Annotated in this window: 11 protein-coding genes and 2 other annotated features; of the genes, 4 read left to right on the top strand and 7 right to left on the bottom strand. The window is 32.5% G+C overall.

Translation table 11 applies throughout. The annotated features are described in order from the left end of the window. Nucleotides 1–1,362, top strand: coding sequence for an aspartate kinase (locus SO785_RS02735; protein ID WP_003547730.1), 1,362 nt, complete (start codon nucleotides 1–3; stop codon nucleotides 1,360–1,362). A gap of 371 nt (nucleotides 1,363–1,733) precedes the next feature. Here SO785_RS02735 and SO785_RS02730 read toward each other — a convergent pair whose 3' ends face one another. After that, nucleotides 1,734–3,359 (bottom strand): peptide ABC transporter substrate-binding protein, encoded by a 1,626-nt coding sequence (locus SO785_RS02730; protein WP_003547735.1) that lies wholly within the window; start codon nucleotides 3,357–3,359, stop codon nucleotides 1,734–1,736. A gap of 262 nt (nucleotides 3,360–3,621) precedes the next feature. Continuing rightward, nucleotides 3,622–3,857: a binding site (T-box leader), on the bottom strand. Between the two features lie 174 nt (nucleotides 3,858–4,031). After that, nucleotides 4,032–4,352, bottom strand: a complete 321-nt coding sequence (locus SO785_RS02725; RefSeq protein ID WP_003547737.1) for a DUF898 family protein — start codon at nucleotides 4,350–4,352, stop codon at nucleotides 4,032–4,034. A 125-nt stretch (nucleotides 4,353–4,477) separates the two neighbouring features. On the opposite strand from SO785_RS02725, the gene SO785_RS02720 reads away from it, so the two are divergent. Continuing rightward, a complete protein-coding gene (locus SO785_RS02720) occupies nucleotides 4,478–5,092 on the top strand; it encodes a sugar O-acetyltransferase (RefSeq protein WP_011254380.1) in 615 nt (204 codons plus the stop codon). Between the two features lie 73 nt (nucleotides 5,093–5,165). Here SO785_RS02720 and SO785_RS09595 read toward each other — a convergent pair whose 3' ends face one another. The 3 genes from SO785_RS09595 to SO785_RS02710 all read right to left on the bottom strand — a co-directional run bounded on the left by SO785_RS09595 (nucleotide 5,166) and on the right by SO785_RS02710 (nucleotide 8,823). After that, complete coding sequence (locus SO785_RS09595) at nucleotides 5,166–5,234, bottom strand: LPXTG cell wall anchor domain-containing protein (protein WP_369523438.1); 69 nt, start codon at nucleotides 5,232–5,234, stop codon at nucleotides 5,166–5,168. Between the two features lie 209 nt (nucleotides 5,235–5,443). Then, nucleotides 5,444–7,537 carry a mucin-binding protein gene (locus SO785_RS02715; RefSeq protein ID WP_003547741.1) on the bottom strand — a complete coding sequence of 698 codons (2,094 nt, stop codon included), beginning with the start codon at nucleotides 7,535–7,537 and terminating at the stop codon, nucleotides 5,444–5,446. A gap of 8 nt (nucleotides 7,538–7,545) precedes the next feature. Further along, entirely contained in the window at nucleotides 7,546–8,823 is a 1,278-nt protein-coding gene (locus SO785_RS02710; protein ID WP_011254381.1) for a YSIRK-type signal peptide-containing protein, read from the bottom strand. Between the two features lie 143 nt (nucleotides 8,824–8,966). Here SO785_RS02710 and SO785_RS02705 point away from each other — a divergent pair, with 143 nt between their 5' ends. Further along, nucleotides 8,967–10,292, top strand: a complete 1,326-nt coding sequence (locus SO785_RS02705; protein ID WP_011254382.1) for an FAD-dependent oxidoreductase — start codon at nucleotides 8,967–8,969, stop codon at nucleotides 10,290–10,292. A 57-nt stretch (nucleotides 10,293–10,349) separates the two neighbouring features. Further along, nucleotides 10,350–10,592: a binding site (T-box leader), on the top strand. Nucleotides 10,593–10,650: 58 nt separating this feature from the next. Next, nucleotides 10,651–12,012 carry a branched-chain amino acid transport system II carrier protein gene (brnQ, locus tag SO785_RS02700; protein WP_021721346.1) on the top strand — a complete coding sequence of 454 codons (1,362 nt, stop codon included), beginning with the start codon at nucleotides 10,651–10,653 and terminating at the stop codon, nucleotides 12,010–12,012. Between the two features lie 88 nt (nucleotides 12,013–12,100). On the opposite strand, the gene SO785_RS02695 is transcribed toward brnQ, so the two are convergent. Next, entirely contained in the window at nucleotides 12,101–13,606 is a 1,506-nt protein-coding gene (locus tag SO785_RS02695; protein WP_011254386.1) for an SH3-like domain-containing protein, read from the bottom strand. Nucleotides 13,607–13,675: 69 nt separating this feature from the next. Beyond that, complete coding sequence (locus tag SO785_RS02690; RefSeq protein WP_003547751.1) at nucleotides 13,676–14,344, bottom strand: putative quinol monooxygenase; 669 nt, start codon at nucleotides 14,342–14,344, stop codon at nucleotides 13,676–13,678. Nucleotides 14,345–14,395 lie beyond the last annotated feature (51 nt).

The raw sequence follows: 14,395 nt of genomic DNA, 5'->3' as shown, positions 1-14,395 counted from the left end.
ATGAAAGTAGTTAAATTCGGTGGCTCATCTTTAGCCACAGGTAATAACGTTAACAAAGCATTAAATATCATCAAAAATGATAGTAGTAGACAAGTAATCGTGGTTTCTGCCCCTGGTAAAAGAACAGATGATGATATTAAAGTAACTGATTTATTGATTACTTATGCTTACACTAGTTTAAGAAGTAATAACTATGACGATACTGTAGAAAAGATTTTTAGACGATATGAATTGATTGCTCAATATTTCGATTTACCCGAAAGCGACTTAACCAAAATTAAGCGTCTACTTTTGACCTTACCTACTTACGATTATCCAAACGCAGATTATCGCATGGCTACATTCAAGGCACATGGTGAACGCTTAAATGCTATTTTAATTGCTAAAATTTTAAATCATCAAGGAATTAAGACACGCTACTTAGAGCCAAAAGATGTAGGTCTGATTGTCACAGGGACACCTAATAATGCAGAAGTTAACCCCGAAACATATGTTAATTTAAAGCGGATTAATTTGAAGAATAATGAAAAAATCATCTTTCCAGGTTTTTATGGTATTACACCATCTGGTCATATTGCCACATTTTCACGTGGAGGTTCTGACATTACTGGCGCAATTTTAGCTAGAGGCTTTGATGCTGAATTATATGAAAACTTCACTGACGTTGATGCTATCTTTTCCGCCAATCCTAATATAGTAACTAACCCTGCTCCTATTAAAAAGATGACTTATCAAGAAATGCGTGAGCTTTCCTATGCTGGATTTTCTGTTTTTCATGATGAAGCACTTATCCCTGCTATTCAAGGAGAAATCCCAGTTAACGTTAAAAATACTAACGATCCTGAAAAACCCGGTACATTAATCGTTCCAGAAGATGGATTTATTCCTAAACATACGATTACGGGTATTGCAGGTGGAAAAAATTTCGCAGCTCTTTATCTTAGAAAATACATGTTAAATAAAGGGGCTGGATTCACCTTAAAATTAATGGAAATATTTGATCGACACCATGTATCTTATGAACATATGCCATCTGGGATTGATGATCTAACTATTATCTTTAAAAAAGATGCATTAAGTGATCAACTAATTGATGTAATTTGTAATGAAATTCAAACTAGTTTGAATCCTGATCAAATGCAATGGATTGATGATTATGCAATTACTATGGTGGTTGGTGAAGGGATGAAAGATAAACTCACACTTTGTGCAAGTATTCTCTACCCTCTTGGTGAAAAGAATATTTCTATCCAAATGATTAACCAAGGTGCCTCACAGATTTCCATCATGATCGGTACAAGACGCCAGGATGAAGAAGAAGTTATTAAGACAATTTATCAAAACTTCATTGAAAATAGATAGCTTTACATAATCTAAATAATGTAAAAAAGGATGAAGAATTTTTATTTCTTCATTCCTTTTTTAGATTAAATATACTCTTTCTTAACCAATAACTTAGCTTTAACATATAAATTCTTAATATTTAATCGATATACTTACGGCATCCTCAATGAAGGGAATGAGATTAATGATTAAACTTCTCCTATCTATTATATTAATTTTATTACTCGGACTTATGGCTATTAGTTCTGTTTTAATTAAAGTTCCTGCTCCAGTTAAAATAAGGAAAACAAGCAGTAACTATACTAATAATTATTAGCCAATTTTCACTTTACATAATTTTAATTATGCAAAAAGACGTTACTTTTTAATCAGTAACGTCTTTTTTTGGATTAATCAAAATAAGCACGTGTATAATCAACTTCTCCCACTGAATGCCATAAAACTCCTCTTAGGTTTTTTCTTACTAGATGACTTTCAGTCATATTATAAAGCGGTACAACGGCAGCATCTTTAGTTAATTGGTTCTGTGCATTACGCATATTTTGCCAATAATTATCAATTTCTTCTGCACTTTTACTTTTAGCTGCTTTTACATACTTATCATAATTAACACTACTATATTTACCATAATTTTGAGAATTATTAGTTTGCAAGATATCTAAATCACTCATTGGATCTGAATAATCCGCAAGCCATAAGCTTAAATGCATATCAAAATTACCACGTGCAATATTATCCTGCGAATTTTTAGCAGGAACTGCATGAACTTCTACATTAGCATTTTTAAGTTTTGTTTCTACCTGTGATTGAACAAACTGTGCGATATTCTTATTAATTGTCTGATCATCAGTATAATAAGTTAAATTAATATTCTTTTTTCCTTCTTCTTTTAAGCCTTCGTTCCATAACTTCTGTGCTTTAGTCACATTATGAGTTTCTTCTGGTTTCATTTCTTTAGCAAAATCAACACCTGTACTTTGATCTTCAGCAAGAGTTGGTGCTACAAAAGTATCAGCTGCAGTTGAACCATCTGCTAGGACCTTTCGTGCAAGCTGTTTTTTATCCAATACTAAATTAAGCGCTTGACGCATTTTTACGTTAGAAAATGGTCGATTTTTGCGCATATTAAGCTGTAAATAATAAACCCCCGCTCTATGTAAATGCATTAAATTTTTATTATTTTGCATCCCTTGAGCAGTAGTGCCCGTAATTTGTGCATCATCCAAATTTCCCTGCTGAAATAATTGATGGGCAGTATTAGCATCTTTAACTACTTGCATTTTAATGTGTTTCAAGTGAATTGCTTTTTGATCGTAATAATTTTTATTTCTATCTAAACTCCAAGACAAATTACTACCTGTCCACCCGTCTACTTTAAATGGACCATCATAATACATTTTGCTAGAATCTGTACCATACTTGTCTCCAAATTTCTTTAAAGCTGCTTGACTTTGAGGGAAAAATGCTGGCAAAACCATCATTCTATCAAAATATGGCATTGGATATTCTAAATCAACTTGTAATGTATGTTTATTTAATGCATGTACCCCCAGCTTATTAACTGATATTTTTCCTGCAGTAATGTCAGTAGCATTTTTAACTCCAGTAAAGATATAAGCATACCCTGAACGTGAATTTGGACTAACAGATCTACGCCAAGAAACCACAAAATCTTGGGCTGTTACTGGATCACCATTCGACCATTTAGCATCCTTTCTTAGATTATACGTATAACGCTTACCATGATTAGTCGGTTTTACCACACTAGTCGCTAAAGCTGGCACTGGATCGCCCTTATGATTTGCCCTATAAAGACCTTCCATTGAATTTTCCAAAACATTCCATTGATTAATGTTCGCTTCATTTGAATGATCCAATGACATAATCTCTCCATCTTGCATAAGACGAAGTGTTTGTTCTTGATCACCTTGATCTGCAGAATCGCGTCCACATGCTGTCAAAACTAAAATTGATAAAGTGGCGGTGGCTAACAATAATCCCTTTTTTAAATTCATTATTCTCTTCCTTCTAAAATTTTATTTAGATGAACTATTAACTTACAAATCTTATCTCCCACTAAATATTTGTATTAGTCATCCTTTTAAGTAGTTACAATATTCTTCAGCTATTAATTCAAAGGAGGATCCAAACCCGAATAACAAATAGCTATATTTTCGATCAATAATTGCATTTAATATATCCTTTCTCTTTATTAAGAAAATAATTGAACAAACTATTGATAGAAAATAAAAACGCCCCACTAGATCGAATTCGATCTAGTGGGGCGTTTAACGCGGTACCACCTATTTTTTGCTAATTAAAAAAACTAGCCTTTTACGTGCGGCTCTAAAAAGAGCGATACGTTGCCGCTATATAGGGCGGACCCTGAAATTACTGTTATCGCAACTCCCGCTCAAAGGTGATTTTCGGCAAAATCAGAATTATTCCTTTTCACCAACCCGGAACTCTCTGAAAATTCTGATTAGACTTACTTTCCTCATCAAAGCTGTTCTTTTTTCTTGTTGAAGGATATACTACGCTGTTAAAAATAAAAGTCAATGAACGTTCAAGGATTTAGCTATTCACTTCTAAGAAAGATTTAAACCAAACATTTGAGATATCTATATTCAAAAAAATTTAATTAAATTTTTTTACTAGATTATTTAGTAAATGTGTTAATTGCTACCTTAGTCTCTAAATCTAGTATATTTTGCTTTCCAATCATAGAGCTTAATTCTTACCCAAAACGAATAGATTCCTAATGTGATAATTGATAATAATAACCATTTAATCCAATTTCCAAATAAACTCCAAGCACTACCAAAAAACTCTAATCTTCTTCCCTCAATCACAGTATGGTTAATTCTCCAGCCATACATCATACAGATTGCCCAAGGATAACAAATTCCTAATGTGAATACAGTGACTAAAGTACCTAAAATAGTACAACCAATTAATGATAATAATCCCCCATCAAAGAAGGAGTTTCTTCCATGTTTTATTTCCATTACTTTTTCCTTTCAAAAATTATCCTTAATACAAGTATAGTCTTAGAGAATATCTATTGACTATCAATTTTAGTAAGCATAAAGTTAATGTGAAATATATTTTTTTATCAATGAGGATTTTACTTATGGAAGAAAATACTAAAAATATGCTTGCTGGAAAGCCTTATCGTCCAGGAACACCAGAATTACATCAAATTTCTAGATTGGCTCACCGACTTTGTCGTGACTATAATTTACTAGCAGACACTGATAAAGAAGAACGAAAAGCAATTATTAACCGCCTATTTCCCGATCATCAAGAAGGTATTTATTTACAAGGTCCTATTAATGTAGATTATGGTCGTTTTACTACTCTAGGTAAGAACTTTTATGCTAACTTTAATCTAACTATTTTAGACACTTGCCCTGTAAAAATCGGTGATAATGTTATGTGTGGACCTAACGTTAATATTCTTACTCCACTTCATCCGCTACTTCCCAGTCAACGCAATTCTCGCGTATTAGAAAATGGCACTGTAGGCGATTATGAATATGGTGCTCCTATTACAATTGGTGATAATTGTTGGCTAGCTGGAAACGTAACAATTTGTGCTGGTGTGACTATTGGCAATGGATGCGTAATTGGAGCTGGCGCTGTAGTTACTAGAGATGTTCCTGATAACTCACTTGTTGTGGGGGTTCCAGGACGTGTCATTAGAAAAATAACAAAAGAAGATCGTTTAAAGAACTGGCCATATTAAAAATACTAATAATATGAAAATAAGACTATCAAAACCAATTGATAGTCTTATTTTGTATATATCTTGATTTCTTCTATTCCTTACGTTTTCTGTAAACTAACCCAACTAGTGTACCAACTAAAGCAAGACCTAAACCAATAATACCTAATTCTGATTTACTTTCACCAGTTTGCGGTAAAATATTTTGTTTTTTCGTTGATTTTACGATTTGATTCGTAGAATGAACTAATGCATAACTATTTGAACTAATCTTCTCTGCTCTAGAGAGGTTATTACTGCTAGTGCTAATAGCCCCCTTAGGCTCTTTTGAATTAGCATCATTATCCGAAATAGAATTAGTTTTTACAACTTTTAACTTAGATCAGTTGTCTTATTATTTGTTTTCTTAGAATTAGAAACAGATGGAATATTAGGAGTTATTGGATTATCAGAAGGAGTTGACGTTGAAGGAATTACTGGATTACTTGGTGCTGGCGGAGTATCAGGTACATTCGTAGGAGTTGATGGTGTATCTCCTGGATTTTTTGGAGGTTCAGGCTTTTGAGCATTATGCTTATATGGAATTACTATTTCAATAAGTGACTTACCTTTAGGCAAAGCATCAATTTCTTTTTGGGCATCTTTATTTGCAAATGCATTTATTGCACTAACTTGATCTGAAGTAATGTCAGCCAAATGTGTAGCTTTACCATTTAGTTTTTGACTAAAAATCTTTGACTCAAGGTCAATTGTATAATTGGAAATACTTGCATTCTTATGTGAATCAAAAGTTCCAATTGACCAATTATTCCAACTGACTGTTTTACCAGTCACTTGATCTACATTTGCATCCCTACTAAATGTTAAAGTATCAGAAATATACGGCGTAGCTAAATCTTTTAAATTCCCTTGTTTATCATAAGCATCATCTTCATCAACATAATGAATCACTTCTTCAATTTGTTTCTGTTGAACACGTATCTTATCTTCCTTTATCTTGTGATACAAGTAAACATAATAATCATTAGGATTTTCGTCATCATCAAATGTCAACTTATCACTGGTATACTTGTTAACTTGATCATTAAAGTTCAACTTACTTGAATCATAATTAGGTATAGATGTATAAGCTTTTCCACCATTTGTAGCATCAATATCTAAAATATAATTTAGCGTTTCAAGATAGTTAATAGTATCATGAGTCAAATTGGCAGTTGTAGTTTCAGGATCACCACTATAAAAAGTATGCAATTTAGAATCGTCTACTTTAATATTTAAAGCATGGTTAATTTCACTACCACCTTTTATATCTTCATCAATATAATGAACACGAATATTTTCAATTAATTTATATGGAATAACTAAATCAAAACGTGTTTTTTCTGGAATTGTGTCTTTATCAATTGTAATAGTGATTATATTTTTCTTTCGGTCAACACTTACACTTTTGTCTAATGCCGACAACTTTTCATTATTCAAAGTGATATTATCATAATCAATACTATATTTCGTATTACCATTAACATTAGTTGGAATATTGATTACATCGAATTTACCATTATTATTTTCAGCAAGCCATGTTGAAGGATATACGACATTGCCGTTATCGTCCACTATCTGAGTTTGATTAAACGTCAAAGATTGAGAACTAGGTTTAGCATATTCAGATTCAACTTCTTGTCCCTTCTTAGGTCCATTTTCATAAATATATTTAACTGAATCGCTAACACTCTTATTTTGAGAACTTAATTTTACAAAATTTAGTGTAAATTCCTTACCTTCCCAATCATAATTACCATATTTATTATCTTCATAATTTTTAGAAGAATATAAAGTTGAATTAGTATACTTACCAGAAACGTGCTTTCCAGTAGAAGCACCAACAAAAGCGTATCCACTCTTATTTAAATTCTTAATAAAGCTCTCAATATTATTAAATCTTATTAGTGTGCTTAGCGTTGCACTCTCTTCATTTACACCCTTAACTGTTAAAGGAATATTATTTTGTCCACCTAAATCTTTTATACTCTCATGTTTAGTGACATCAGCAAAATATAAATCAGCAGTAAATTTTGTATTGTTTATAAATCCGCTACCACCATTATTGAAGCCAATATAAGTTGATGTATTACCAGTTGTGGAATCAGAAGTAACTACTGCATGAGGATTATTTGGGATAGTAATAGTAGAAGATGGACCGTTGCCTGGTTTAGTCCAATTTGTAGGAATATTGGTTGGAAGAAGTGTATCCATTTGAATCAAAAATGTACTATGTGGATTATGTATAACGGTATTATTGTTGTTTTCTCCGTTAGTCCCGCCATTTTTACTCCAGTCATTTGAGCCATCGCCAAATTTACCATTTTCATTGAATTTAATTGTATTTACTACAGGAATTGGCTGATTTTGTTTGCTGGCATTTACAAAATCATTATAGGAAACTTGTTGATTAGCAGCATTATACATATGATCCTTTAAATAAGTTTCAAATGCTGTATCTTCATTAGCGTAAAGTCCAGTTGTACTATCATACTTTCCATAATACCATTTTCACTTAAATCAAGTTTTCTATTACCATCTTTATCCGTCAATTGACCTTTATAAACTCTAAATACTTTAATGGTATCTGGAAGAAATATTTGTCCATTACTAAAGACTTGTTGGTAACTCACATTTTCAAGTGGATTTATTTCTCCCCAATTCCACTCAACAATATATTGTAATTTTTTACTATTTTTATTGTTATATTCAAAGCCATCACTATCAGTTTGATTTTGAGGGACAAAATTAGATAAATCATCAGTTATCCCATGATTAAAAATATGAGCTATTTCATTATGCTTTACTGTTTTATCAACTGGTACAATATCAGCAGTAAAATTATCTTCTGATAAAACTTTGCCATTGTACTTAACAGTTACAGGAAGAATAGTTTTGCCACTAGCTTTTGTACCAACAAGGTTAAAATTCTGGTTAAATCCTGCACCGCTAGCTTCTTGTAAAGCATCAATAACCTTAACTGTAAAATCTTCTTCGCCGTTGTAAGTTAATTGATAATGATTGTCCTTATCGATAAACCTACTTTCACCTTTATTGAAGCCTTGCATAGTCCAACTTTTATTATCTACTGCAGAATCACCAGTATCGCCAAAATTAATATCAAAAGTTGAATTATTAAATGCTGACATATTCTCACCATTAACATTTACATTAACTTGAATTGGATTATTTTGTTCTTCAAGTTGAGTAGTTCCATCTGATTTTACAGCCTCACCATTTGATGTTGTAGCCGTAATTTTAGAACTAATTTGATCAGTCTGATTAGAATCTGGAGATTTTTGAATGTTAGCAGAAACTACACTTGCTTCAAGTAATCTTTTATTCTGCTCAGGAGCAGTTCCTGATTTATTTGTCAAATTATTTTCACTTTTAATAACAGTACTAGAATTTTCTTCTGACTTATTTTGGTCTCCACCATGATTATCATCCGTGTTATTTTTTGACACAACATTAGAAGCAACATCACTTTGTCCTTGAATTTGCCCAGATGGCGCTGATTGTTCACTTATAGACTTCTCCGTATTTACTTGTATATCATCGGCAGCGATTACATCAGCGTGGACAGCTTGTCCACCAGCCAGAAAGAAAATTGATCCTAAAAAAACTGTTGTCAAACCTACAGATAATTTTCTAAAACCAAATCTATTTTTCTCATGTATTTGACCGTTTATCCCATTCTTCAACTTTTCCATATCAATCCCTCTTTTTGTCATTATGTTATTTTATTTGTGAATAGTATACCACTATGATTAGGCAAAAATAATGACAATTTAATTTTTTGGATTAAAATAGACATTAATAACACGTTAATTACTTTTTGTAAGAGGATGACAAAATGGATACAAAAGAAATAAAAAATATCATTATTGGCTTTGGCAAGGGTGGTAAAACTTTAGCTAAATTTTTAGCCAGTAAAAATGAGGAAGTATTGGTAATCGAAAAATCTAATCAAATGTATGGTGGTACTTGTATTAACATTGCGTGCTTACCATCAAAACGTTTAATCATTGAAGCTGCTAATGGTATAGAATTTACGGACGCAATTAACAGTAAAAATGAAATGACCTCTTTTTTACGTAATGCTAATTATCATATGCTTGCTGATGAAAAGACTGTTACTGTTTTAGATGGTACGGCTAAGTTTTTAAGTGATCATGAAATCGAAGTTACTAAAAATGATGGTACAAAAGAGAAATACAGTGGTAAACGCATTTTTATCAATACTGGAGCTATTCCAAATTACGCCCCTATCCCTGGTTTAATAGAAAGTAACAAAGTTATTAATTCTACTGAGGCAATGGACCAAACCGAAATGCCTAAAAAACTTACTATTATTGGCAGTGGTTATATTGGCTTAGAATTTGCCAGCATGTTTGCTAACTATGGTACAAAAGTAACTGTTTTAGATAATCATAGAGATTTTTTGCCACGTGAAGATAACGATATTAGTGAAATGATCAAACAAGATCTAGAAAATACTGGTATTAAATTTGAACTTGGTGTAAAAATTAATCGTGTTGAAGATGACACTGTTTTTTACGAAAAAGATGGTCAAAACTTATCAATTAAATCTGATCGAATTTTAGCTGCCACTGGTAGAAAACCAAATACCCAAAATCTTGGTTTAGAAAATACTAATATTGAGCTTACTGATAATGGTGCAATTAAAGTAAATGATCACTTAATGACTACTGCACAAAATGTATGGGCTATCGGCGATGTAAAAGGTGGTCCTCAATTCACCTATATTTCTCTTGATGACTACCGCATTATTAAAGACCAACTATTTGGTGATGGAAAACGTGTAATCAGTGACCGGATCAATATTCCTTATAGTGTCTTCATTACTCCTGCACTTTCTCAAGTTGGCCTAAACGAAAAACAGGCTAAAAAACAAGAAATAAATTATGAACTTAAGAAACTTCCTGTAGCTGCTATTCCCAAAGCGCGCGTAGCTAAAGATACTCGTGGTCTATTTAAAGCACTAGTTGATCCAACCACTAATCAAATTTTGGGTGCCACATTATATGGAATTGAATCTTATGAGTTAATTAATCAAATTTCTATGGCAATGAAAGCTAAAATTCCCGCTAATATACTGCGTGATCAAATTTATACTCACCCAACTATGAGTGAAGCATTTAACGATTTATTCAAATAAATTATTTATTATTGACGAATGTCAAACATTCATGTATATTACTAAACAACAAGATTTTTACACACTATGAATAGAAGAGTAGATTGTCTTCGATTTATTCAGCGAGCCTGAGATAGTGAAAGCAGGTATAAATTAAGACAATTGAAAGTAATCTATGAGTGACTAAGGCGACCACAAGAAGTTTTAGTCGGGAGTGCCCGTTACTGCACCAACGTATCTGATTTTTTCATGTACGCGTAAGGCATTATTAGCAATAATAATGTAAAAAAAGGTGGTAACACGCAAAAAGGCGTCCTTTAAGCAATATGCTTATGGGACGTCTTTTTTCATGGTGACAAATATAGAAAGGGTAAGAAAAATGAATAAATCTAATTCTTTTCGCAAAACTATAATTATTGCATCTTTAATATTCGGTATGCTTTTTGGAGCCGGTAACTTAATTTTCCCTGTTCACTTAGGGCAATTAGCCGGTAAAAATTGGCTTTCAGCGAGTAGTGGCTTCTTAATTTCTAGTAGTTTATTACCATTGATGGCACTTATTGCTATTAGTATCACCCGTTCTCACGGAATTTTTGAATTGGCTAAACCTATTAGTAAGAAATACGCCTTAGTTTTCCTAATCCTAATTCATGCTACCCTAGGACCATTGTTTGCAACGCCAAGAACAGCAACAGTTCCTTATACTATTGGTATAGCACCACTTTTACCAAATAATATGAATAAAATTGGTTTACTCATTTTTTCTGCCATTTTCTTTGGAATCGTATTTTTCCTTTCAGCAACCGAAGCAAAAGTAACTGATTTAATTGGAAAAATACTGAATCCCATATTCTTACTTTTATTGTTCTTAATTTTCTTTTTAGCATTTTTAAACCCTATGGGTGCTGCAAAAGATGCGCCACTTACAGCAGCTTATACCAACAACGCCTTCACAAATGGCTTTTTAGAAGGTTATAACACAATGGATTGTTTAGCAGCACTTGCATTTGGTATTACAGTTATTACCGCTATTCGTAATCTCGGTTTTAAAAACGAAAAAGAAGTAGCAATTACTACTATTAAAAGTGGCCTGTTTGGTATCTTAGGTATTGCTATTATTTATATTGGCTTAATCTGGCTTGGTGCTACAAGTTTACATGATTTCAAATTAAGTTCAAACGGTGGTACTGCTTTAGCACAAATTTCTCATTATTATTTAGGTACTGTTGGGGATGCATTAATTGCTGCTTTAACTACAATTACTTGTATTACCACAGCAATGGGATTAGTTGTCGCATTTGCACAAGACTTTCATAAGCGTTTTCCTAAGATCTCTTACAAAACTTTCTTAGCAATCAACTGTCTTCTTTCATTTATTATTGCTAATATGGGCTTGGATATGATCATCAGTTGGTCTACTCCTGTTTTAATGCTCCTTTATCCTTTAGCAATTTCATTAGTTATTTTAGGTATTCTTTCACCAATATTTAAAAATGATCCAGTTGTTTATAAAATAACGACTGCTTTAACTTTGATTCCCGCTTTATTCGATATGATTAATGCATTGCCAGATGTATTGCGTTCTACTTCTATAATTCAAAATATTCTTTCATACGCTCAACGTTATTTACCTATGTTTGATCTTGGCTTTAGTTGGGTAACCTTCAGCTTAGGCGGATTATTTATTGGAATAATTATTCACTTTGCTAAAAGAGCAAGTTTCACTGCAGTTGAAGACTAAAAAGAGTCACTACAAAGTGACTCTTTTTTGGTATGCATTAGACTTGACTCTAACTATATTTTACTGAATATAGACAGCTATGTCAGTATTATTTCAATTTTTGTTTTAACAATTCAGGTCGCTGAGCCAATTCAGCATAGAAGGTCTTATTATCTACACATATACCTTCAAATTCACGGCCAGTATTAAAATGACCATTTTCTATTACGCGACCTTTTCGATTCAACTTAAATAAATAATCATTAAATGCTAAATAAATTTGTTTTTTATGTTTATCATAAGCTATTCCTTGAACTGGAGAATTGTTGCGCATAAACTCACCTTTAGTAGCACCTATTTCTTTAGGATACCAACTATTACCATGACGGGTCACTTCCCAGTACTCAAAACGATTCATTGTTGAACTATGATAAACAGCAATAAATTTATGATCATTTAAGAAAACTGCATTATGTACATAACGACCATACTCCGATTTTTGATCCCATATTTTAAAAGTCCAGATTTTTTTAATTTGTAAGTCATTCTTGCTAATCTGCATAATTTCTTCAGATTCCGGATTATTTCTTAGTAGGTGATTATTTGCAATAACATAGATATATTTCTTACTTGTACTTATTGCTTGACCATGCCCTAATTTTATTAGTGGACTAACTTTAATTGTAGCTGAAAGTCGAGCAAATTCTGGCCAAGGAAGCCACGGCAATTTTTGCATCACATAACGATTAGGAATTTGATTTAATTGATAACTAACAATGTGCGCATGTGTGCGAGTCGGTCGATCATACATTGTTGCATACATTCGTCCATCAGAAACAGCTAGCCCTTCCGGTAATGGTCCTACTACACCTAATTTGGAATCACCTTGACTTAACGTAGCAGGCTGATAGAATACCGTTTTCAGCTTAAAGTTTCCATTTTTTAAAACATGTGGTTTAGTTTCAGGAGCATAACTTGAACCTTTTCCCCAATTACCTGAAGTCTTAAAATGCTTAAACCAAGTTACCCCACTCTTGCCCATTTGTGGTTTCTTATTAGCATTAACAATTCCTTCATATTGATCATTTCTAACTCTAATTAAACTATGAGCTTTTCCTTTACCATAAGTATAAGTTATATTATGTATCCCAGCTTTAGCAGATGAAACTGTATTTTGCGATACATGAACTTTATCTAGATCTACCACACTACCAGAAGAATCGGTTACGTAATTAATCGCATCTTTCACATTAAAATCGTAATACGGATTTTTAACTAAACTTACTCTTTTAGCAACTGATATTTTATTTCGAGCAAAAGCTGATTGATTAACCCACCCTGCTTTATGACCATTAATTAAAACATACCAGTACGTATTATGCTTAATTTTTTTAACTGAGCTAGCTTGAAAATGACTATATTTAAAGGTACCTGTTACTCCCATTTGTCTAACAGGTCCTTTCCTAGTTAATGATTGATATATCCCGTAATTATTATTTGCAACAATCTTAGTTTGATATTGTTGTAAACTGCACGCTAAAACAGGATGCTGATTCACAAAAAAGACTGATGACAAACTTAAGGAAATTAACGATACCGTTAACTTTTTTAACACTTTTACATTCCCCTCCAATGACAAACACGATTATTGTAACACATCATTGAAGAAGTATCCGTATAACAATTATAGCTTATACGACATTTTTCCTTGGCTAACAAGTATATCTGGTTTAATTTTATGCAAGCCTTTACTTTCAACACAGTATTTTGTAGCTTTAAGATACTTCTTGAAATAGCTAGTTTCCACGTGCTTTTGATAAGCTTCTTCGCTACGATATACCTCTAAAGAAAGCCACTCATTAGGCTGATCCTCAACTGTTCCAGCGATCATTGCTAAAATGTCCTCTTCTTGTGCAACAGCTGTTTTCATTTCTTTTAACACGCCATTAGCAAATTCATCACCCTTTCCAAGACCAACGCCAATTTCTGTTAAATATGCTACATAAGCAACTGGTTCAGTTACCGCCATTTTTTCTTTATTAGTAAAAATAAATTCAGGTTGTAACTCAACCATGACTCGATTAGTCAATATATTAGCAGCAGTCTTTGCAAATGCTTTATATTGAGGTGAATTAACATGAATATTATATTTCGCCATATCTGGATAACACTCAAAAACGTAATTTATACTTCCGGCTTCATCTTCATGACCAGTTTCCATAAATACAGTTCCAGGCTCATTTTCAATAGAAGTAAGCATATTATCTTTGCCTACTTGAAGATATTTCTCTCGATTTTTAGAATCAATTTCTAATTTGTATAAACGTAAAATAGGTGCAGTTTCTAAATTCATTTTATTTCCTCACTATTCTTTTTACTAAACATAATGAACCACCAGCAAAAT

It is taken from the genome of Lactobacillus acidophilus (assembly GCF_034298135.1).
Taxonomy (GTDB): Bacteria; Bacillota; Bacilli; order Lactobacillales; family Lactobacillaceae; genus Lactobacillus; species Lactobacillus acidophilus.
The sequence above is the reverse complement of the archived record's forward strand: the minus strand, read 5'-3'. Positions and strand labels throughout refer to the sequence as shown.